We start from the raw sequence: 20956 nt of genomic DNA, 5'->3' as shown, positions 1-20956 counted from the left end.
CAAAAAAAAGCCTGCGGGTGGCGCCGCCCGGAGGCGGACGGCGCCACGCAGGAATTACTGGGCCATTGCCTCGACCAGCGGCTTGCGCAGCGGCGCGGGCTCGGCGATCTCCGGCAGTTCTTCGTCGGCCATGGCGGCGGCTTCTTCTTCGATGCGGTAGGCCGGCACCTTGGCGTAGTCCTCCAGCATCCACTTGAAGAAGCCGTAGACCTTCACCAGCAGGATCAGGGTGAACGGGATCGCGGTGAGTACCACGGCGGTCTTCATGGTCGACAGCGAGGCCTTGGCGAACAGCATGGCCAGCGGCACCAGGGTCAGAGTGATGGCCCAGAACAGACGGAGGGTCGGGGTCGGGTCGTCGCCTTCTTCCAGGTTGCGGGTGCTGGTGGCAGCCACGGCGTAGGCGGCTGCGTCCATGTGCGAGGCGCAGAACACGGCCATGATGAACAGGTACACGGCGAGGAACACCTTGCCCCACGGCAGGCCTAGCAGCAGCACTTCCACCGCGCTCTCGCCACCCTGTTCGGTGAGGATCTTCGGTACGTCGATGGCGCCGGTGATGAACTGGTGCATGCTGTAGCTTTCCAGCGCGCCGAAGAAGAACCAGCAGCCGAAGCTACCGCCCAGCAGCAGGGCGAACACCACTTCCTTGATCTGCCGGCCACGGGATACGCGGGTCACGAACATCGCCACGCCCGGTGCGTAGGACACCCACCAGAGCCAGTAGAACACCGTCCAGTTACGGGTGAACGCGCCATCGCCCGCCGGGTCGGTGAACAGACTCATGTGCACGTAGTTCTGGATCATCAGGCCGATGCCGTTGGCGGTGTTGTTGATGGTGAACTGGGTCGGACCGACCAGCAGCACCACCGCGGCGAACACGAGGGCGCCGTAGCAGACGATCTTGCTCAGCTTCTGCAGGCCGCCGTCGATGCCGATGTAGGAGCTCAGGGAGAACAGCACGGCGATCATGCCGATCACCATGACCTGCACGGTGAAGGTGTCCGGGGTGCCGACCAGGCCGGAGAGGCCACGGGTGAGGGTCGATGCGGTGAGCGCCAGGGATACGGTGAGCGCGCCCATCATGGTCAGCAGGAAGATCAGGTCGACCAGGCGACCCACCGGGCCGGTGGCCTTGAAGCCGGTGACGGCCTCGACGATGGAAGCCAGGTTCAGGCCGCTCTTCTTGCGCACATGGAAGTGATAGGCCATGGCCAGAGACGCCAGGGCGTAGATCGACCAGGCACTGATGCCCCAGTGGAAGAACGAGTAGCTGACGCTGTATTCCAGGGCTTCACGGGACTGCGCAGCGATGTTCAGGCCGGGCGACTGGTAGTAGTAGGCCCACTCCATTACCCCCCAGTAGAGGGTCGAGGAGCCCATGCCGGCGCAGATGAACATGAATACCCAGGTGGCGGTGGAGTATTCCGGCTTGCCGCTGCCCAGACGGATGTTTCCGTACTTGCTGAAAGCGATGTACAGCACCGCCAGCGAACTGCCGAAGATCAGCAGCTGGACTGCGGTACCGAAGGAACGGGTGGAGAACTCGAACAGCTGATTGGCCGCGTGTTCCGCCTCTGCCGGGTAGGCAGCCAGGCCGATCACGGTGAGCAGGACGGCTACCAGGCTCATGGTGATCAGGAATACATCGACCTTTTTATTCTTGTGGGACATCAGGCGTCTCCTGGGACGATTTTATTGTGCTTCACATCCGGCGCAGGCACGCAGTGGGACATGAAGTGCAGCGCTAGGTCAGGTTGACGTTTCTCCCATCTATCAACCATTGGTTAACGACGATCTATTGGTTAACAGTGTGCGGTGGTTTGTCGCGCAACGCAAGAGCAGTCCATCGCCTCGCAGTGGCGCCGCGCCCTGCCCAGGGCGGGTGCCGCTGCGAATCGACGGAATCAGCCGGCGACGATCTCGGCGATGGCCTGGCCGACTGCCTGGGTCGACAGCTTGCCGCCCATGTCGCGGGTGACCTGGCCATTGGCGATAACCTGCTCGATGGCGCGCAGGATGTCGTCGTGGGCGGCGCGGTAGCGCGCATCGTCCTGGCCGAGGAACTCCAGCATCAGGGCGCCGGACCAGATCATGGCGATCGGGTTGGCGATGTTCTGGCCGAAGATGTCCGGCGCCGAACCGTGCACCGGCTCGAACAGCGAGGGGAACTTGCGCTCGGGGTTGAGGTTGGCCGACGGCGCGATGCCGATGGTGCCGGCGCAGGCCGGGCCGAGGTCGGAGAGGATGTCGCCGAACAGGTTGGACGCCACCACCACGTCGAAGCGCTCCGGCTGCAGCACGAAGCGTGCGCAGAGGATGTCGATGTGCTGCTTGTCCCAGCTGATGTCCGGGTAGTTGGCGGCCATCGCGGCGGTGCGCTCGTCCCAGTAGGGCATGCTCACGGCCATGCCGTTGGACTTGGTGGCCGAGGTGACGTGCTTGCGCTCGCGGGTCTGAGCCACGTCGAAGGCGTACTTGAGGATGCGATCCACGCCACGACGGGTGAACACCGACTCCTGCAGCACGAACTCATTCTCGGTGCCTTCGAACATGCGGCCGCCGAGGGACGAGTACTCGCCCTCGGTGTTCTCGCGGATCACCACGAAGTCGATGTCGCCGGGCTTCTTGTTGGCCAGCGGGCACGGCACGCCGGGGAACAGGCGCACCGGGCGGATGTTCACGTACTGGTCGAACTCGCGGCGGAACTTGAGCAGCGAGCCCCACAGGGAGATGTGGTCGGGCACCTTGTCCGGCCAGCCGACGGCGCCGAAGTACAGCGCATCGAACTGCTGCAGCTGCTCGAACCAGTCGTCCGGCATCATCTTGCCGTGTTCCAGGTAGTAGTCGCAGCTGGCCCACTCGAAGTGCTCGATCTCCAGATTCAAGCCGTGCTTGCGCGCCGCCGCCTGAACCACGCGCAGGCCCTCGGGAAGGACTTCGTGGCCGATACCGTCACCGGGAATGGCAGCGATTCTGTATGTCTTGCTCATGAGGGCACCCTTGCAGATGGGATGGGGAAGAAGTGACCTCCATGCTATAAGTCGACAAATCAAACATAATCACCACTTCTGTGGATTCTTGAATCACGAATCGTGAACAATCTTCCCAATCTGGAAGACCTGCGGGTCTTCATCCAGGTCGCCCGCCGTTCCAGCTTCGCCAACGCCGCCGCCGAGCTGGGCATGTCCACCGCCTTCGTCAGCAAGCGCATCCGCCTGCTGGAGGAGGACCTGGGCGTGCGCCTGCTGCACCGCACCACTCGTCGGGTGTCGGTGAGCGAGGACGGCGAACGCGTCTACCAGTGGGCGCTGCGCATCCTCGACGCGGTACAGCGCATGGGCGATGACGTCTCCGCCCTGCACCGCGAACCCAGCGGCCAGCTGCGCATCGCCAGCAGCCTGGGATTGGGCCGGCGCTTCGTCGCCCCGGCCCTGTCGGAACTGGCGATGCGACACCCGCAGCTGGATATCCGCCTGGACGTGCAGGACCACCTGGTGGACCTGATCGACGAAGGCTTCGACCTCGACGTACGGGTGGGCAACGAGATCGATCCACACCTGATCGCCAAGCCGCTGGCGCGCAACCGCCGGGTGCTCTGCGCCGCCCCCGCCTACCTCGAACAGCGCGGCATGCCGCGCACCCTGGCGGACCTGGCCGGGCACGATTGCCTGGTGATCAAGGAGCGCGACCACTCCTTCGGCATCTGGCACCTGCAGGGGCCCAGCGGCGAGGAAAACGTGAAAGTGACGGGCCCCCTGTCGTCCAACCACGGCGAGGTGGTGCACCAGTGGTGCATCGATGGACGCGGCATCCTGCTGCGCTCCTGGTGGGACGTGCACGACAGCCTGGCCGACGGGCGCCTGGTGCGGGTACTGCCGGAGTACCAGCAGCCGGCGGATATCTGGGCGGTGTACACCGCGCCCCTGGCCAGCTCGGCCAAGGTGCGTGTGGCGGTGGAGTTTCTCCGGCAGTACTTCGCCGAGCGCTACAGCTTGCCGGAAACCTAGGGCGTACAACCCGCCGATGCGCCGGGATGGTCGGAGGGCTCCTGGAAGAGGGGCTCCTGTAGAAGCGGACTCTGTCCGCGATGGGTTCCGCAGCAGGATTGATCGCGGACGAAGTCCGCTCCTACGGTCGGACTCGTAGGAGCGGGCCATGCCCGCGAATCACGCCCATGGGGCGCTCCTACAGGGTGCTCCGACGGATGATCAGAGCTGCGCCACGTGCCCGCTCCCCTGGTGCGCCCGCAGGTAAGGCAGCACCGCGCTGAGCAGCGGCTCCTTGAAGTCTTCCTGGAAGCGGTGCGCCATGCCGGGGATCAACCTCAGCTCCGAACCACGGATATGCGCCGCCACGTGCACCCCGTGCATCACCGGCAGCAGGGGATCGGCGGTGCCGTGGACCACCAGGGTCGGCACGTCCAGGCGGTTGAGCAGCTCCACCCGGCTCGGCTCGGCGAGGATCGCCAGCAGCTGCCGTTGCACGCCCTCAGGGTTGAAAGCGCGGTCATAGGAACGAGCCGCCTGTTGCAGCAATTGCCGACGGTCGTCGCGCACCTCGGGGCTGCCCAGCGCGGCGAGCAGATCGGCCTGCTGCTCGATGGCCTGTTCGCGGCTGGCGGCCTCACGCCGGGCGAGCAGGCGCAGCAGTGACTCGCTGGGTGCCGGCAGGCCTTCGGCGCCGGAGCTGGTCATCACCAGGGTCAGACTGATCACCCGGTCCGGGGCGAGATCGGCGACATGCTGGGCGATCATCCCGCCCATGCTCGCCCCCAGCACGTGGGCGCGCTCGATGTGCAGGGCGTCGAGCAGACGCAGCGAATCCCCCGCCATGTCGGTCAGGCTGTAGGGCGCGCTCACCGGCAGCCCCAGGCGGTAGCGAATCACTTCGTAGGTCAGGTTGCCGGTGGGCGTCGGGATGCGCCAGGCGGACAGGCCAACATCGCGGTTGTCATAGCGGATCACCCGGAAGCCCTGCTGGCAGAGCGCCTCGACGACCTCGTCGGGCCAGTGGATCAGCTGGCCGCCCAGGCCCATGATCAGCAGCAGCGCCGGGTCCTGCGGACGGCCGATGCTCTGGTAGGCCAGGCGCACGTCGCCCAGGTCGACCATCTCGGTCGGCACCCTGGCATCGCAACGATCGCCGGCAAAAGAAAGAGTGGGCAGTCCGCACAAAAGGGCGACCGCCAGCAGCAAAGCACGCATCATGAAAATCCGGAACGCAAAACCCCAGTGGAGCGGGATTCTGATGAATTTCCGTCATTCGCTCTGCCACAGGTCCGTGACAGTTTAATGAAAGGCGCTGAGCGGTCATGCGCCTGTCATGGCGCAGGGCATGACGCGGATCATGGGCGAACCGAGGGCCACTGGCGAAGATAGCGGTCCCACCCTCGGAGTCCGCCGCCATGGCCTACCCGCTCCTGCTCACCCTGCACCTGCTGGCCGCGATCCTGTTCGTCGGTACGGTGTTCTTCGAGGTACTGATCCTGGAGAACGTCCGCCACCACGTGCCGGCAAGGGCCATGCGCGCGGTGGAGGCCGCCGTCGGGCGGCGCGCCCGGCGCTTGATGCCATGGGCCATCCTCAGCCTGTTCGGTGCCGGCCTGGGCATGCTGTACCTGCGCTACCTGCCCTTGCTGGCCGATCCGCTGACCTCCGTTTTCGCCACCCTGCTCAGCCTGAAGCTGCTGCTGGCCACCAGCGTGCTCGGGCATTTCGCCTTCGCCATGTTCTCCTTCCGCACCGGCCGCATGACCGGCCAGCGCTCGCGGCGCATCCACTACAGCGTGTTCGCCCATGCCTTGGCCATCGTGGTGCTGGCCAAGGGCATGTTCTACCTGAGCTGGTGACTCACGCCGGAGTGCCGCCAGTGAACTCCCGGCGCAACTGGCGTGCCGCCGCGACCATGTTGATCAGCGCCGCCTCGGTCTCGGGCCAGCCGCGGGTCTTCAGGCCGCAGTCGGGGTTGACCCACAGGCTCGCGGCGGGAATCCGCTGCGCCGCCTTGCGCAGCAGGGCGACCATCTCCTCGGTGCCCGGCACGCGCGGCGAGTGGATGTCGTAGACACCCAGGCCGATCTCGTTGGGGTACTCGAACTTCTCGAAGGCATCCAGCAGCTCCATGTCCGAGCGCGAGGTCTCGATGGTGATCACGTCGGCGTCCATGGCGGCGATGGACTCGATCACGTCATTGAATTCGCTGTAGCACATGTGGGTGTGGATCTGGGTTTCGTCCCGTACACCCGAGGCGCACAGGCGGAAGGCCTCGGTGGCCCAATCCAGGTAAGGCTGCCACTGGTCCCGACGCAGGGGAAGTCCCTCGCGGAAGGCCGCTTCATCGATCTGCACGATCCGGATGCCGGCGCGCTCAAGGTCCTCCACCTCGTCGCGGATCGCCAGCGCCAGCTGACGCGCCTGTACCTCGCGCGACACGTCCTCGCGCGGGAAGGACCACATCAGCATGGTCACAGGGCCGGTCAGCATGCCCTTCATCACCTTGCCGGTGAGGCCCTGGGCGTAGCGAATCCAATCGACGGTCATCGGCCGCGGGCGGCTCAGGTCGCCATGGATCACCGCCGGTTTCACACAGCGCGAACCGTAGCTCTGCACCCAGCCGAAGCGGGTGAAGGCATAGCCGTCGAGCTGTTCGGCGAAGTACTCCACCATGTCGTTGCGCTCGGCCTCACCATGCACCAGCACGTCCAGGCCGAGCCCTTCCTGCAGCACTACGGCGTGGCGGATTTCGCTGTGCATGGCCTGGGCGTAGTCCGCCTCGGACAGCTTGCCCTGACGGAACGCCTGGCGCGCCAGGCGAATCGCCGGGGTCTGCGGGAAGGAGCCGATGGTGGTGGTCGGGAACAACGGCAGATCGAGCACGGCCCGCTGCTTGTCGATGCGCACGACAAAGGGCGACTGACGCTGTGCATCCTCGGGGCGCACACCCGCCACGCGCGCCTGCACCTCGGGTTTGTGAATACGCGGCGAGGCGGCGCGGCGGGCCTGTACGGCACGGCTCTCGGCCAGCGCGGCGAGCACCTCTGGCGCTTCGGGCTCGCTCACCGCGCGAGCGAGCAATGCCACCTCGGCGCACTTCTGCACGGAGAAGGCCAGGGAGTCCTTCAGCTCGGCGTCCAATTGATCCTCGCGGTCCAGGTCCACCGGGCAATGCAGCAATGAGCAGGACGGCGCCACCCACAACCGTTCGCCCAGCCGCTCATGGGCGTGACGCAGCACCTCCAGCGCAGGTTCCAGGTCGCAGCGCCAGACATTGCGGCCGTTCACCAGGCCCAGGGACAGCACCTTGTAGGCCGGCAGGCGGTCGAGGATGGTCGGGTATTGCTGCGGGGCGCGCACCAGATCGATGTGCAGGCCGTCCAGCGGCAGGCTCGCAGCCAGGCCGAGGTTGTCCTCGAGACCGCCGAAGTAGGTGGCGATCAGCTTCTTCAGCGGTTCGCGCTGAAGCAGGTTGTAGGCGCGCTCGAAGGCATTCTTCCAGTCCTGCGGCAGGTCGAGCACGAGGATCGGCTCGTCGATCTGCACCCACTCCACACCCTGGGCGGCCAGGCGCTGGAAGATCTGGCCATAGACCGGCAGCAGCCGCTCCAGCAGATCGAGTTTATCGAAGCCGGCGCGCTCGCCCTTGAGCTTGCCCTGCCAGAGGTAGGTCAGCGGGCCGATCAGCACCGGCTTGACCTTGTGTCCCAGCGCCAGCGCCTCATCCACCTCCTCGAACAGCTGCTCCCAGCTCAGTTCGAAGCGCTGGTCGACGCTGAACTCCGGGACCAGGTAGTGGTAGTTGGTGTCGAACCACTTGGTCATTTCCTGGGCATGGACACCGTTGCAGCAGACGTCGCCGCGACGGCCACGGGCCATGGCGAACAGGGTCTGCAGGGTCGGCTTGCCATCCTGCGGGCGGAAACGCTCGGGAATCACACCGAAGGTCAGGGAGTGGGTCAGCACCTGGTCGTACCAGGCGAAATCACCGACCGGCAGCAGGTCGATGCCGGCGTCCTTCTGTGCCTGCCAGTGCGCGGCGCGCAGCTCGCGTCCCACGGTGCGCAGTCCGGCCTCGTCCAGCTCGCCTTTCCAGAACGCCTCCAGGGCCTTTTTCAGTTCACGGTCGCGGCCGATGCGGGGGAAGCCGAGGGTGTGGGCCAATGCCATGGCGAAGTCTCCAATCCAATACGTCGATGTAGGCATTGTCGACAGCCGGCCCTTCATGAGACAAACTCAATTCCTTCGCGTTGTAATCAAGTTTTCCTCATATTGAGGTCGAGGCCGGCACCATGCTTGAACTCCGTCACCTGAAAACCCTCCACGCCCTGCGCGAAGCCGACAGCCTCGTGGAGGCGGCCGAGCGCCTGCACCTCACCCAGTCCGCCCTATCCCACCAGTTCAAGGAACTGGAGGACCGCCTGGGCCTGTCACTATTCATCCGCAAGACCAAGCCGGTGCGCTTCACCAGCGCCGGCCTGCGCCTGCTGCAACTGGCCGACAGCGTGCTTCCGCAACTGCGCAGCGCCGAGCGCGACCTCGCGCGCCTGGCGGGCGGAACTGCCGGCCGCCTGCACATGGCCATCGAGTGCCACAGCTGTTTCCAGTGGCTGATGCCGACCATCGACCAGTTCCGCGACGCCTGGCCGGAAGTGGAGCTCGACCTCGCCTCGGGCTTCTCCTTCGCCCCGCTGCCGGCGCTGGCCCGTGGCGACCTGGACCTGGTGGTGACCTCCGACCCGGTGGACCTCGCCGGCATCACCTACGTGCCGCTGTTCACCTACGAGGCGCTGCTGGCGGTGGACAACCACCACGCGCTGGCCGGCAAGTCCTATATCGTCCCGGAAGACCTCGCCAGCCACACGCTGATCACCTACCCGGTGGAGCGCGACCGCCTGGACATCTTCACCCGCTTCCTCGAACCCGCCGATGTCGAACCCGCGCAGATTCGCACCTCGGAACTCACGGTGATGATGATGCAGCTGGTGGCCTCCGGCCGCGGCGTGTGCTGCCTGCCGAACTGGGCGCTGCATGAATACAGCTCGCGCGGCTACGTCACCGCCAAGCGCCTGGGCGAGAAAGGCCTGTACTGCACGCTGTTCGCGGCAATCCGCGCCGACATGCTGGACGCGCCGTTCATGCGCGACTTCCTGCTGACGGCCAAGGACACCTCCTTCGCCACCCTGGAAGGGGTCAGCGCGGCGAAGAGCTGACGCCGGAATCCCACAAATCGCGATCTGACGAAAAGCCTCTGGCTCGCAAGCATGTCTGCTTAGCCGCTCTATTTCGGGCGTCCTACTCAGAACCTCCTACACAGCGGAGCATAAAAAAGCCCGCCATTGCTGGCGGGCCAAGGACTAAACGATTGACTAGTCGATCAATCTTTAGGGCACCCTGTAGGAACAGGGCGCGGGGCATATGATCCAGCAGCTGACAGCCAACTCCAAGCCCCAGGCATCCATGTAAGAAATGCCCTAAGCCGATTTGAGATAAGCACCACATCGTCGGCATTTTCCTGAGCCACCTACGCCTCAACGCTCCCGGCGGAAGACTTTTCCCACCGCACCTGATGAAAAACGGGATTGAAGGACGCCCGAACAGCGAACGAAAAAAAGCCCATCCTCGCGGATGGGCTTCGGGACCCAACGGATGCAAAGCTCTTATCGTCGTTATGGTGGAGCAGACGCCGCGAGATGGGGAACGACGCGGCGTTGGGGCAATCATTGATCAGTCCTGCCAACCGGCAAAGAAAGCTACAGACAAAAAAGAAACTTCCCACACCACCTGAGACCGTTTCCGCAAAATACGCAGCGGCCCTCCGTTAGTTCTCACCTGCGGCTACGCCTTGCTCTCCGGCATTACAGTGCCTTCGCCTCAGCGGCCAGGGCATGCTCCGCCACCCACTGCACATCCCGCTCCCAGACACGGGTGAAAGCCGGCCGCGAAGTGACCAGTTCGACGTAACGCTCGAACACCGGCAGCTTGGGCACCACGCCGAATCCGATGGTCCAGCGCAGGGCCGCGCCCCATAGCACGTCGGCAGCGGTCATGCGACTGCCCAGCAGGTAAGGTCCGCTTTCCAGTTGCTCGGCGATGGCGCGCATCACACTGTCGTAGTCGCCGTAGGGGCTCATGGCCGGCGGCGACGGGTCACGCTTCAGCGCGCGGTCGACGATGGCCGGCTCGAAGCTGGAGCCGTAGAACACCAGCCAACGCAGATAAGGACCCCGTAGCGGGTCATCCAGGGCGGGCGCCAGCCCTGCACGGGGATAGAGGTCGGCCAGGTAGATGAAGATGGCCCCTTGCTCGGTGACCAGCGACTCACCGTGGCGAATCGCCGGGACCTTGCCCAAGGGGTTGATCGCCAGGTAGGCCGGCTTTCGCTGCTCGCCGGCCTTCATGTTGATCAGCTCGAGATCGTACTCGGCGCCCAGCTCCTCCAATAGCACCAGGGTGCCGCTGGAGCGTGTCTGGGGCGAGTGATACAGAGTGATGCGGGACATGGCGGAGTCTCCTGTGGCGCGCCACTGCATGGAGCCCCCAGCATAGCCCCACTGGGCCATCACGCCTCGTCGAAGCTCATCTCCGGCGGTTGCTCGCGGAAACCGGCGGTAATCACCGCCAGGTAGATCACACCGAGCACCAGCCAGGTGGCGCCGAGCCAGATCGCCAGGTGGTCGAGGCTGACCATCAGCCACAGGTCGGCGATGAGGCCGATCAGCGGGAAAAGCAGGAACAGCACTACCTCGCGCGGGCCGCGGCGCTTGGCGTTCAGGTAGTAGTGGAAGATCACCGAGAGGTTCACCAGGCTGAAGGCCAGGAAGGCGCCGAAGTTGATGAACGAGGTGGAGGTGGTGACGTCCATGCGCAGCGCCAGCAGGGCCACCACGCCGCACAGCACGATACTGTTCACCGGGGTTTCGAAACGCTTGCTGATGCGGCCGAAGAACGGGCGCGGCAGCACGCCGTCGCGGCCCATGGCGAACAGCAGGCGTGAGGCGCTGGCCTGGGCCGACAGGCCGGAGGTGAACTGGCCGACGATCAGGCCGATCAGGAAGAAGCTGACGAACAGGTCACCACCGATGTTGCGGGCAATTTCGTAAGCGGCGGAATCAGCGTTCTGGAATTCCACGGACGGGTGCGCCAGCTGTACGAAGTAGCTGGCGGCGATGAAGATGCCGCCACCGATCAGGGTGATCAGCAGGATAGCGCGCGGAATGGTCTTGCGCGGCTCGTGGGTTTCTTCGGTCAGGGTGCTGACCGCGTCGAAGCCGAGGAAGGAATAGCAGGCGATGGCCGCGCCACCCATGATCAGCGGCAGTTGGGTGCCTTCCTTGAGGAACGGCTCCAGGGTCCACAGCGGACGGCTGGCGTCGCCCATCACGTAATGGATCGCCAGGCCGACGAAGGCGATCAGCACGAGGAACTGCACCAGCATCAGCACACCATTGATGTTCTTCGCCAGGCGCAGGCCGACCACGTTGATCGCGGTGGTCACGCCGATGAAGGCCAGCACCCAGATGGCCTGGGGCATCGCCGGGAAGGCCGAGTTCAGGTAGGCCGCGCCGATCAGCCAGATGGCCATGGGCAGGAACAGGTAATCCAGCAGCACCGCCCAGCCGGCGAGGAAGCCCAGCTTCGGGCTGATCGACTTGCGCACATAGGTGTAGGCGGAACCGGCCACCGGGAAGGCCGCAGCCATGCGCCCGTAGCTGAGCGCGGTGAACAGCATCGCCACCGAGGCGACCAGGTAGGCCGAGGGCACGACGCCACGGGTGACGTCGGCGAGGATGCCGAAGGTGCCAAGAACGATGATCGGGGTCATGTAGGCGATGCCGAACAGCACCACCGAACCCAGCGACAGGGTTCGTTTCAGTTGAGCCATTACTGCTTACTCCACATTGTGTTTGTTATGGGCAGTGCAAAGGTCTGGCTTGCGCTCACCCGCAAGCCGCGCGGGCGCTCGGGGCGCCCGTCGGTGTTGGAGAATCGCTGTGGTGGCGCGGCCCTGCGCCCCGGCCCGGAAAAGACTCGGGCCGGAAGGAAAGGTCAGGCCGGAATGATCAGCTCGCGCAGGCCGTCTGCGTGCTCGCGCATTTCGCCCGGCAGCACGAAGCGGCGCTCGGCCAGGTAGCTGTAGTCGCGGCGCGCCTGCGCCAGGCGTTCGAAGTCCAGCTCGACGATCTGCCGGCACTCCTCGCGGCCGGCCTCGCAGAGCAGCTGGCCGAAGGGGTCGACCACCGCGCTGCCGCCGGCGAACACCAGGCCGTCGTCGCCTTCGCCGACGCGGTTGACCATCACGGCGTACGCCTGGTTTTCCATGGCGCGGCCCATGATCGCGGTGCGGTGGGTCGGGCCGTAGGGGTCCATGTTGCCGTTGGTCACGATGACCAGCTCGGCGCCGAGCTGGCCGAGGGCACGGACGGACTCGGGGAACTCGATGTCGAAGCAGATCGCAATGCCCACCCTCACGCCATTCCACAGGCAGGTGGCGTAGCGGTCGCCCGGGGTGAAGACGCCACGGTCCGACGCCCACAGGTGCGTCTTGCGGTACTTCATGGCGATGCCGTCGGGGGTGATCAGCAGCGTGGTGTTGTAGAAGCGGCCATCGGCGACCTCGGCGAAGCCCACGGCAACCCCGATGTTCTTCTCCCGCGCAGTACGCTGCACGGCCTGCACGCTGGGGCCATCGATCGGCTCGGCGATGACGGCGATGTTCTGCTCGGTGGGGAAGCCGGTCAGCTGGGTCTCGGGGAACACCACCAGTTGGGTGTCGGGTGCGCAGGCGTGGATGGCCTCCAGCGTACGGGCCAGGTTCCAGGCCACATCGCCATCACGGCCGGCCAGTTGCACGAGTTCGACTTTCATGGGCTTCCTCTGATTCCTGTCTTCCAGTGACCGCACGCTGCAAAAGGATCAAACTGCACGCCGCGCCGGCTCAAGCGATGGATCGAGTATGCCGGCGGCGCCCTCACCGGGTAATTACGCCCGCGTGGTAACCCAACGGGGGTAGAGTCATGGGCCTTTCCCTTCAGGACATCGCCTGGCACCGCTCGATCGGGCAGCTGATCGAGGCGCTGGACAAGCCGAATTTCTGGACCTTGCTGGTGCGCCTGCTGGGCCAGTATGTGCCCTTTGACAGCTGGGTCGTGCTGCTCTTCAGCAATGGCAGGCCACAGGTGTTCGCCGAATGCCCCGGCGAGGATGGCGGCCCGGACCCGCTGTTCCAGGACTACCTCAAGGGCCTCTACCTGCTCGACCCCTTCTACATCGCCAGCCGCGAGGCACCGGGCGGCGGGCTGTTCCGCCTGGACGACGTGGCGCCCGAGTGCTTCGAACAGACCGATTACTACCAGCGCTACTTCCGTCTCAACGTAGTGGCCGACGAAGTGCAGATCAACGTGCAACTCGATGGCGAACGCACCCTGTGCTGCTCGGTGGGCAGCAAGGGCCGCTTCAGCCCGGAACAGATCGCCCTGCTGGGCCTGGTCCAGCCCTGGGTCGCCGGGCTGATGCGCCAGCGCATGGCCTTCGAATGCGAAGTCCAGGAAGCGCCCCCGCCGCCGCGCTGGCAGAACCGCCTGGAGGCCACCGCCCAGCAGGTGGAAACCCCGCTCACCGCCCGCGAGCTGGAAGTCGGCCGGCTGATGCTCAGCGGCTGCTCCAGCAAGGAAATCGCCCGCAAGCTGGCGATCTCCGCCGAAACCGTGAAGGTCCATCGCAAGCACATGTATGCCAAGCTGGGGATAAAGTCGCAGTCGGAGTTGTTCTCGTTGTTTCTGCAGGCGCAGGGGTGAGACCGCGCGCTCGCCCGTAGACGGCGTGGTGCGCAGTCATACCCATCGCGGCGGATAACGCTGCGCGTTATTCGCCCTACAGGTGTTCATCCTGCAGCATGGCTGCAGTGGCGAACCTTCGCGGACAAGGGCTAGGCGCCCCCGTCTCTCCCAGGAAAGCATACGCACCGCATAGCGCTGGCTCTGGATTTAAAGACTTCCAGAGAAACCTCCGCGCGCACCGGAGCGCCCCTTCAGGAGGCCGAGCGGAATCGGAGTTACAGGGGTTGAGCGACATGGATGTCGCGAGAGCGTCGTTGGGCCATGGATGGCCCGTCGACGCGTGCCCCTGAAACTCCGATGGAGCGAGGGAAACGGAGCGCAGCGTAGTAACAGCCGAAGGCTGGCCCGCAGGGTGAGCGAAGCGAATCAGTCCCGCGAAGCGGGACCCGGATGCAGGGGCAAGACCTTTGCCCACTTTGGGTGGGGCGGCCATCCGTCGTTTGCCAAAGTGGGTCGCCCGAGGGGGCGAAACAAGAAACATCCAAGCATGCCGATGCGGCGCTGAAAACCCAAACAACAAGCATCGCGGGCATAGACAGGGGCTCCCGCAGCGCCGACAGAAAACCACCAGCCGTCGAGCGGCCGGTGAGCACCCGCGCCATTGCGGGTCCATGCTTGAGGACAGGAGGAATTCCCCATGAGCCTCAGCGTTTTCGACATGTTCAAACCCGGCGTCGGGCCCTCCAGCTCCCACACCGTGGGGCCGATGCGCGCCACCCGCGAGTTCGTCGACCGCCTAGGGACGGAAGGCCTGCTGGAACAGGTGGCAGCGATCGAGGTGCACCTCTACGGCTCCCTCAGCGCCACCGGCAAGGGCCACGCCACCGACCGCGCCTGCCTGATCGGCCTGCTCGGCATCGACCCGGCCGAAGCCGACCCGGCCACCCTGGCGCCACAGGTGGACGACATCCTGCAGCGCCATCGCCTGCGCCTGGGCGACGAGCGGGAAATCGACTTCGACCCGGCGCGGCAGCTGGTCTTCCACGACGACAGCCTGCCCGCCCACCCCAACGGCCTGCACTTGCGCGCGTTGGCGTCCAATGGCGACCTGCTGGCCGAACGCATCTGCTACTCCGTAGGTGGCGGCTTCGTGGTGGACCAGGCCGACTTCAACACCGACCACGCCCTGCCCGACAGCCCCATGCCCCATCCCTTCCACAGCGCCGAGGAACTGCTGCGTCTATGCCACCAGCACGGTTTCAAGCGCATCAGCGACCTGATGTGGGCCAACGAACTCGCGGTGCGCGACGAGGCGGAAATCCACGCCGGCCTCGCACACATCTGGGAGGAAATGCAGGCCTGTGTGCGCCGTGGACTGGAAACCGAAGGCATCCTGCCCGGCGGACTCAAGGTGCGCCGACGTGCGCCCATGCTCTACCGCCGGCTGAACGAGGCCGACAGCGGCAACCTGATCGCCAGCACCCTCGGTGCCATGGACTGGGTGGACCTGTGGGCGCTGGCAGTGAACGAAGAGAACGCCGCTGGAGGACGGGTGGTGACCGCCCCCACCAACGGCGCGGCCGGCATAGTCCCGGCGGTGTTGCACTACTACGCCCGCTACGACCCCCAGGCCAACGCCGACGCCATCGAGCGCTACCTGCTGACCGCCGCCGCCATCGGCATCCTGTGCAAGCTCAACGCCTCGATCTCCGGCGCCGAAGTGGGCTGCCAGGGTGAAGTGGGCTCGGCCTGCGCCATGGCCGCAGGTGGCCTGGCGGAAGTCCTGGGCGGCAGCCTGGAGCAGGTGGAGAACGCCGCCGAGATCGGCCTGGAACACAACCTCGGCCTGACCTGCGACCCGGTGGCCGGGCTGGTGCAGGTGCCGTGCATCGAGCGCAACGCCATGGCCTCGCTGAAGGCCATCAACGCCGCGCAACTGGCCCTGCGCGGCGACGGCCAGCATCTGGTCAGCCTGGACAAGGCCATCGACACCCTGCGCGACACCGGGCGCGACATGATGGACAAGTACAAGGAGACCTCCAAGGGTGGGCTGGCAGTGAATGTGATTGCCTGTTAGTTGAGCCGGATGCGGTTCGCGAGCAGCGCATCCCGTCCGTTTCTTGCACACCCCGATATGACCTTTCTCACCCGCCGAGAAAATCGTTAGCTAGCTTTCTTTTTTCCCTTCGTCGGGCTAACGTCGCATCTGCCGAACAATCGAAAACCTTCCAAAACCCGACGCGTAGACTTTCACGCAGGCGCGTTCGCGCAATGCCTGCCATGCTCTTTTGCGGTCCTTTCGACCCCTCCCACCGTGATAAGCCCGACGACTGGAGACTCCATGAACCTGTCGCTCTTAAGCCGTTATGCCTTTTTTGCCGCCTGTGTCCTGTTCACCCTGTTCAGCCTGCCCTTCCTCGGGCATGGCGGGGTCTGGCCCTTTACCCTGCTCACTTTCGCCCTGAGTATCCTGGGCGTCTTCGATCTGCTGCAGGAACCCCACGCGGTACGCCGCAACTACCCGATCCTGGGCAACATCCGTTACCTGGTGGAGGGCATCCGCCCGGAGATCCGCCAGTACCTGCTCGAAGGCGACAATGACGCCCTGCCCTTCTCCCGCGCCCAGCGTGCGCTGGTGTATTCGCGGGCGAAGAACGAAAGCGCCGACAAACCGTTCGGCACCCTGATCGACGTCTACCAATCGGGCTTCGAGTTCATCGCCCACTCCATCCGCCCGGCGCCGGTCTCCGATCCGCGCACCTTCCGCGTCGACGTCGGCGGCCCGGAATGCAAGCAGCCCTACTCCATCTCGGTGTTCAACATCTCGGCCATGAGCTTCGGTTCGCTCAGCGCCAACGCCATCCGCGCGCTGAACAAGGGCGCGAAGATGGGCGGTTTCATCCATGACACCGGCGAAGGCAGCATCAGCCCCTACCACCGCGAGTACGGCGGCGACCTGACCTGGGAACTGGGCAGCGGCTACTTCGGTTGCCGCACCCCGGACGGTCATTTCGACCCGGAGCGCTTCGCCAAGCAGGCGGTCGACCGGCAGGTGAAGATGATCGAAATCAAGCTCAGCCAGGGCGCCAAGCCCGGCCACGGCGGCATCCTGCCCAAGCACAAGGTGACCCCGGAAATCGCCTCCACCCGTGGCGTGCCGATGGGGCAGGACTGCATTTCGCCCTCCTCCCACAGCGCCTTCAGCACTCCCAAGGAACTGCTCGACTTCATCGCCAGGCTGCGTGAACTCTCCGGCGGCAAGCCGGTGGGCTTCAAGCTCTGCATCGGCCACCCGTGGGAGTTCATGGGCATCGCCAAGGCCATGCACGAGACCGGCATCCTCCCCGACTTCATCGTCGTCGACGGCAAGGAAGGCGGCACCGGCGCTGCGCCCCTGGAGTTCACCGACCACATGGGCCTGCCGATGCGCGAGGGCCTGCTGTTCGTGCACAACACCCTGGTCGGCCTGGGCCTGCGCGACAAGATCCGCATCGGCGCCAGCGGCAAGATCGTCAGCGCCTTCGACATCGCCAGCGTGCTGGCCATGGGCGCCGACTGGGCCAACTCGGCGCGCGGCTTCATGTTCGCCATTGGCTGCATCCAGTCGCAGTCCTGCCACACCAACAAGTGCCCGACCGGCGTGGCCACCCAGGACCCGCTGCGCCAGCGCGCCCTGGTGGTACCGGACAAGGCCGAGCGGGTGCTCAACTTCCACCACAACACCCTCAAGGGCCTGGCCGAGATGATCGCCGCCGCCGGCCTGCAGCACCCCTCGCAACTGGAGGCCAAGCACCTGGTGCGCCGCGTGTCGGCCACCGAGATCCGCCTGTTCTCGCACCTGCACTACTTCCTCAAGCCCGGCGAGCTGCTCTCAGGGAACATCGAGGGCGAGTTCTACGAGCGTATCTGGCGCATGGCGCGCAGCGACAGCTTCGAAGCCGCGGCGGGTTGAGCCCAGTCCTGCACGAGAGTCCGGATGCCGTCCCGGCCATGGTCCGCGCCTCCGTTAGCCAGTGCATGGCTGCCTCGGAAATCGCGGACCGGTAATCCCACGCTGACGGTGCAGGACCTGATCGATATCGAAGCGCTGAAGCTGCAGGCGGTCGCCGGCCTGACCGGCACCAGCCGGTTGATCACCTGGAACCACGCCGTCGATCTGCCGGACCCTGGCGATGGATTTCTCCTGGCGATCTGGTCATGACGACGGGCGTGGGCATTCCCCCGCCGCGGATGATCAGGTCGCCTGGCTGGAGCAGCGGGTGTTGCTGGTAGCGACGCCATCGCCGACGTAGCTGCCGGCCCAGGCGATGCGCTTGGCGCGGTCGATGCCCAAGGTCGGGCACCAGTCACGCGAGACGCCCAGCGCGCCGCCCCAGCGATGGGTGATGCGCGCGCCGCTCAGCGCGGGGAAGAACTCCAGCAGGGTCTGGTGGATCTTGTCGTTGATGAACTGCCCGCCGACCACGATCACCCAGAAGTACCAGTACAGCCAGCCGGTCATGTAGCCGGCCGGGCGGCCGAAAGCCATGCGCGCGTCATCGACGAAATCCAAGCCGGGAGAGGCTGCGCTGTACGAATGCATGAAGGAGAAATCGCCCATGAAGGACAGGGGGCGAGCGGGGAATTCGGCGTATCCGGAGCAGGTTGGCGCATACTGCGCGGCACGGATCAACTCGAGGCAAGGCCCGACATGGCGAACGAAACCTACATCCCACCGCGCGTCTGGACCTGGGACAAGAGCAATGGCGGCGCCTTCGCCAACATCAATCGCCCGATTGCCGGCGCGACGCATGAGAAGGAACTGCCGCGCGGCCGGCACCCGCTGCAGCTGTATTCGTTGGCCACACCCAACGGAGTGAAGGTCACCATCCTGCTCGAAGAGCTCGTGGAGCTGGGCCTGGCCGAGGCGGAATACGACGCCTGGCCCGTCAGCATCAGCCAGGGCGATCAGTTCGGCAGCGGTTTCGTCGAGATCAATCCGAACTCGAAAATCCCCGCCCTGCTGGACACCAGCACCGAACCCGCGATCCGCATCTTCGAGTCAGGCTCGATCCTGCTCTACCTGGCCGAGAAGTTCGGGCATTTCCTGCCCAGGGACCTCGCTGGGCGCACCGAGACCCTGAACTGGCTGTTCTGGCAGATCGGCAGCGCGCCCTTCCTCGGCGGCGGCTTCGGCCACTTCTACGCCTACGCGCCGGAGAAATACGAGTACCCCATCAACCGCTATGCCATGGAGGTCAAGCGTCAGCTGGACGTGCTCGACCGACAGCTGGCGAGCAACCGTTACCTGGCGGGCAATGCCTACAGCATCGCCGACATGGCCACCTGGCCCTGGTACGGCGCGCTCATGAACAACCGGGTGTATGGCGCCGCCGAGTTCCTCGACGTGGAAACCTATACCCACGTCCGACGCTGGACGGACGAGATCGCCGCGCGTCCCGCCGTGAAGAGAGGGGTCAAGGTCAACCGGACCTGGGGCGAGGCGCACGAACAGATGCCCGAACGCCACGGCGCCAGCGACTTCCAAGGCTGAACCGCGCCCCTGCCGGCCCGCCTGCACGAATCTTCCAGACAGGGCAGGCCTGCGCGTTATGCTGGCCGACCGGGCAAGCGATGCGGAGGCCGCCCATGCACAAGGACAACTGGATCGACCTGCTGCAGGATGCCGACACCGGCATCCAGAGCCTGCGCGCGCACTTCAAGGGCCACGCCTACGACCCGCATTGGCACGACAGCTACCTGATCGGTTTCACCGAATCCGGCGTGCAGCAGTTCCGCTGCCGGGGGCAACGGCACATCAGCACCGCCGGCAAGGTGTTCTTCCTCGAACCCGGCGACATCCACGACGGTGACGCGCCCACCGAAGGTGGCTTCACCTACCGCATGCTGTACCTCGACGCACCCTGGCTGGAGCGGGAAATCGGCAGCCTGTTCGAGCAGGCCCCGGCCAACTGCCAACTCGGCGTCCCTGAACTGCTGTTCGACGACCCGCAGCTGGTGCCGCGCATCGACAACGCCTTCCAGGCAATGCACGGCAACGACCTGAAGATCGTCCGCCAGGCCGCCATCGACGACCTGCTCGACGGCCTCACCCGTCGCCTGCAATGGCGCCAGCGCAGCGCTCTGCAACCACACCTGCCGCTGGTGGCGCAGCGTGCGCGGGACTACCTGCACGCCAACCTGATGCAGGATATCGGCCTCGATGACCTGGCCCAAGCCTGTGGCTGCGACCGCTTCCGCCTGACCCGCGCCTTCAAGCAGGCCTTCGGCCTGCCGCCGCATGCCTACCTGATCCAGCTGCGCCTGGCCCGTGCGCGGCAGCTGCTCGGCCGCGGCCTGGCGCCCGCCGAGGTGGCCGCCGACCTCGGTTTCGCCGACCAGAGCCACCTGGGCCGCTGGTTCCGCCGCGCCTACGGGGTGACGCCGGCCTACTACCGCAGGCGCTGCTCAAAGCTTCCAGACTGAACGGATCCGCCTGGCGAAGATGAGGCTCCCACCGATTCAGCGGAGCCCTCGCCATGCACCTCGCGCAGATCAGCCAATGGCTGCCCTTCCTGCTTTTCGCCTTCGTATCCTCCATCACGCCCGGCCCGACCAACCTGCTGGTATTCAGCAACAGCGCGCGCTTCGGCTGGGGCGCGGCGCTGCCGATCATCCTCGGCGGCTGCGGCGCCGCCGCCGCGCTGGTGCTGGCGGTGGGCAGCGGGCTGGGCGGGGCGCTGGCGAACCTGCCGGGCGTGCAGCGGGCGATGAGCGTGGTCGGGGTCATCTGGCTGAGTTGGCTGGCCTGGCAGATCTTCCGCAGCCCGCCGGCCAGCCCGGAACGGGATGCCGACGGCGCGCCCCTGGGCCTGGTTGGCGCTGCCGCGCTGCAACTGGTCAACCCCAAGACCTGGATGATGGCGCTGGCGGTGGTCAGCGTGTACGCCGGCCACGGCGCCGACCGCCTGGACCGGGTGCAACTGCTGTCGCTGCTGTTCTTCCTGGTGTCGCTGCCCTGCATGAGTGTCTGGGCCAGCCTCGGCATCGGCAGCCAGCGCCTGCTTTCGCCCCGGCAGATGCAACGGCTGAACCAGCTGATGGCGCTCCTGCTGCTGGTTTCGGCCTGGGCCGGCGCGCTGCTCTGAACGACCACTGACAAGACGCCGGGCGCACTGGCAGAATCCCCGGCATCCCACTTGG

At 65.7% G+C, this 20956-nt stretch carries 18 protein-coding genes; 10 read left to right on the top strand and 8 right to left on the bottom strand.

The window, feature by feature from the left end; genetic code table 11:
- Positions 1-54: 54 nt before the first annotated feature.
- The gene (locus GA645_RS06915) at positions 55-1674 is read right to left on the bottom strand and encodes a BCCT family transporter (RefSeq protein ID WP_152221189.1); all 1620 of its coding nucleotides are present in this window, start codon (positions 1672-1674) and stop codon (positions 55-57) included.
- A gap of 233 nt (positions 1675-1907) precedes the next feature.
- Positions 1908-2993: a tartrate dehydrogenase gene (locus GA645_RS06910; protein WP_152221187.1), complete on the bottom strand. Its 1086-nt coding sequence runs from the start codon at positions 2991-2993 to the stop codon at positions 1908-1910.
- A gap of 102 nt (positions 2994-3095) precedes the next feature.
- On the opposite strand from GA645_RS06910, the gene GA645_RS06905 reads away from it, so the two are divergent.
- Positions 3096-4010, top strand: coding sequence for a LysR substrate-binding domain-containing protein (locus GA645_RS06905; RefSeq protein WP_152221185.1), 915 nt, complete (start codon positions 3096-3098; stop codon positions 4008-4010).
- A 201-nt stretch (positions 4011-4211) separates the two neighbouring features.
- Here the strand turns inward: GA645_RS06905 and GA645_RS06900 are convergent, their stop codons facing one another.
- Positions 4212-5207, bottom strand: a complete 996-nt coding sequence (locus tag GA645_RS06900) for an alpha/beta fold hydrolase (protein ID WP_152227953.1) — start codon at positions 5205-5207, stop codon at positions 4212-4214.
- 200 nt (positions 5208-5407) lie between these two features.
- Between GA645_RS06900 and GA645_RS06895 the strand changes: the two genes are divergently transcribed.
- Positions 5408-5851, top strand: coding sequence for a hypothetical protein (locus GA645_RS06895; protein ID WP_152221183.1), 444 nt, complete (start codon positions 5408-5410; stop codon positions 5849-5851).
- Between the two features lies 1 nt (position 5852).
- Here GA645_RS06895 and metE read toward each other — a convergent pair whose 3' ends face one another.
- Positions 5853-8165: a 5-methyltetrahydropteroyltriglutamate--homocysteine S-methyltransferase gene (gene metE, locus GA645_RS06890; protein WP_152221181.1), complete on the bottom strand. Its 2313-nt coding sequence runs from the start codon at positions 8163-8165 to the stop codon at positions 5853-5855.
- Positions 8166-8287: 122 nt separating this feature from the next.
- Here metE and metR point away from each other — a divergent pair, with 122 nt between their 5' ends.
- Positions 8288-9208, top strand: coding sequence for a transcriptional regulator MetR (gene metR, locus GA645_RS06885; protein WP_152221179.1), 921 nt, complete (start codon positions 8288-8290; stop codon positions 9206-9208).
- 645 nt (positions 9209-9853) lie between these two features.
- On the opposite strand, the gene GA645_RS06880 is transcribed toward metR, so the two are convergent.
- The 3 genes from GA645_RS06880 to GA645_RS06870 all read right to left on the bottom strand — a co-directional run bounded on the left by GA645_RS06880 (position 9854) and on the right by GA645_RS06870 (position 12863).
- Positions 9854-10498 (bottom strand): glutathione S-transferase family protein, encoded by a 645-nt coding sequence (locus tag GA645_RS06880; RefSeq protein WP_152221177.1) that lies wholly within the window; start codon positions 10496-10498, stop codon positions 9854-9856.
- A 59-nt stretch (positions 10499-10557) separates the two neighbouring features.
- The gene (locus tag GA645_RS06875; RefSeq protein WP_152221175.1) at positions 10558-11880 is read right to left on the bottom strand and encodes an APC family permease; all 1323 of its coding nucleotides are present in this window, start codon (positions 11878-11880) and stop codon (positions 10558-10560) included.
- Between the two features lie 164 nt (positions 11881-12044).
- Complete coding sequence (locus GA645_RS06870; RefSeq protein ID WP_152221174.1) at positions 12045-12863, bottom strand: carbon-nitrogen hydrolase family protein; 819 nt, start codon at positions 12861-12863, stop codon at positions 12045-12047.
- Between the two features lie 149 nt (positions 12864-13012).
- Between GA645_RS06870 and GA645_RS06865 the strand changes: the two genes are divergently transcribed.
- The 4 genes from GA645_RS06865 to GA645_RS06850 all read left to right on the top strand — a co-directional run bounded on the left by GA645_RS06865 (position 13013) and on the right by GA645_RS06850 (position 17975).
- The gene (locus tag GA645_RS06865) at positions 13013-13792 is read left to right on the top strand and encodes a LuxR C-terminal-related transcriptional regulator (protein ID WP_152221172.1); all 780 of its coding nucleotides are present in this window, start codon (positions 13013-13015) and stop codon (positions 13790-13792) included.
- Positions 13793-14471: 679 nt separating this feature from the next.
- On the top strand, positions 14472-15851 hold the full coding sequence (locus GA645_RS06860; protein ID WP_152221171.1) for an L-serine ammonia-lyase: 1380 nt from the start codon (positions 14472-14474) through the stop codon (positions 15849-15851).
- A 264-nt stretch (positions 15852-16115) separates the two neighbouring features.
- Entirely contained in the window at positions 16116-17726 is a 1611-nt protein-coding gene (locus tag GA645_RS06855; protein WP_152221170.1) for an FMN-binding glutamate synthase family protein, read from the top strand.
- Between the two features lie 108 nt (positions 17727-17834).
- A complete protein-coding gene (locus GA645_RS06850) occupies positions 17835-17975 on the top strand; it encodes a hypothetical protein (RefSeq protein ID WP_178119498.1) in 141 nt (46 codons plus the stop codon).
- 33 nt (positions 17976-18008) lie between these two features.
- Here the strand turns inward: GA645_RS06850 and GA645_RS28990 are convergent, their stop codons facing one another.
- Positions 18009-18356 (bottom strand): hypothetical protein, encoded by a 348-nt coding sequence (locus tag GA645_RS28990; protein ID WP_256676086.1) that lies wholly within the window; start codon positions 18354-18356, stop codon positions 18009-18011.
- Positions 18357-18464: 108 nt separating this feature from the next.
- Between GA645_RS28990 and yghU the strand changes: the two genes are divergently transcribed.
- From yghU to GA645_RS06830, 3 genes are all read left to right on the top strand, one after another.
- Positions 18465-19307 (top strand): glutathione-dependent disulfide-bond oxidoreductase, encoded by an 843-nt coding sequence (gene yghU / locus GA645_RS06840; RefSeq protein ID WP_152221168.1) that lies wholly within the window; start codon positions 18465-18467, stop codon positions 19305-19307.
- A 95-nt stretch (positions 19308-19402) separates the two neighbouring features.
- Positions 19403-20239, top strand: a complete 837-nt coding sequence (locus GA645_RS06835) for an AraC family transcriptional regulator (protein ID WP_152221166.1) — start codon at positions 19403-19405, stop codon at positions 20237-20239.
- A 53-nt stretch (positions 20240-20292) separates the two neighbouring features.
- The gene (locus GA645_RS06830; RefSeq protein ID WP_152221164.1) at positions 20293-20901 is read left to right on the top strand and encodes a LysE family translocator; all 609 of its coding nucleotides are present in this window, start codon (positions 20293-20295) and stop codon (positions 20899-20901) included.
- Positions 20902-20956 lie beyond the last annotated feature (55 nt).

This window comes from Pseudomonas sp. SCB32, from assembly GCF_009189165.1.
Taxonomy (GTDB): domain Bacteria; phylum Pseudomonadota; class Gammaproteobacteria; order Pseudomonadales; family Pseudomonadaceae; genus Pseudomonas.
This window is presented reverse-complemented; position numbering and strand designations above follow the sequence as displayed.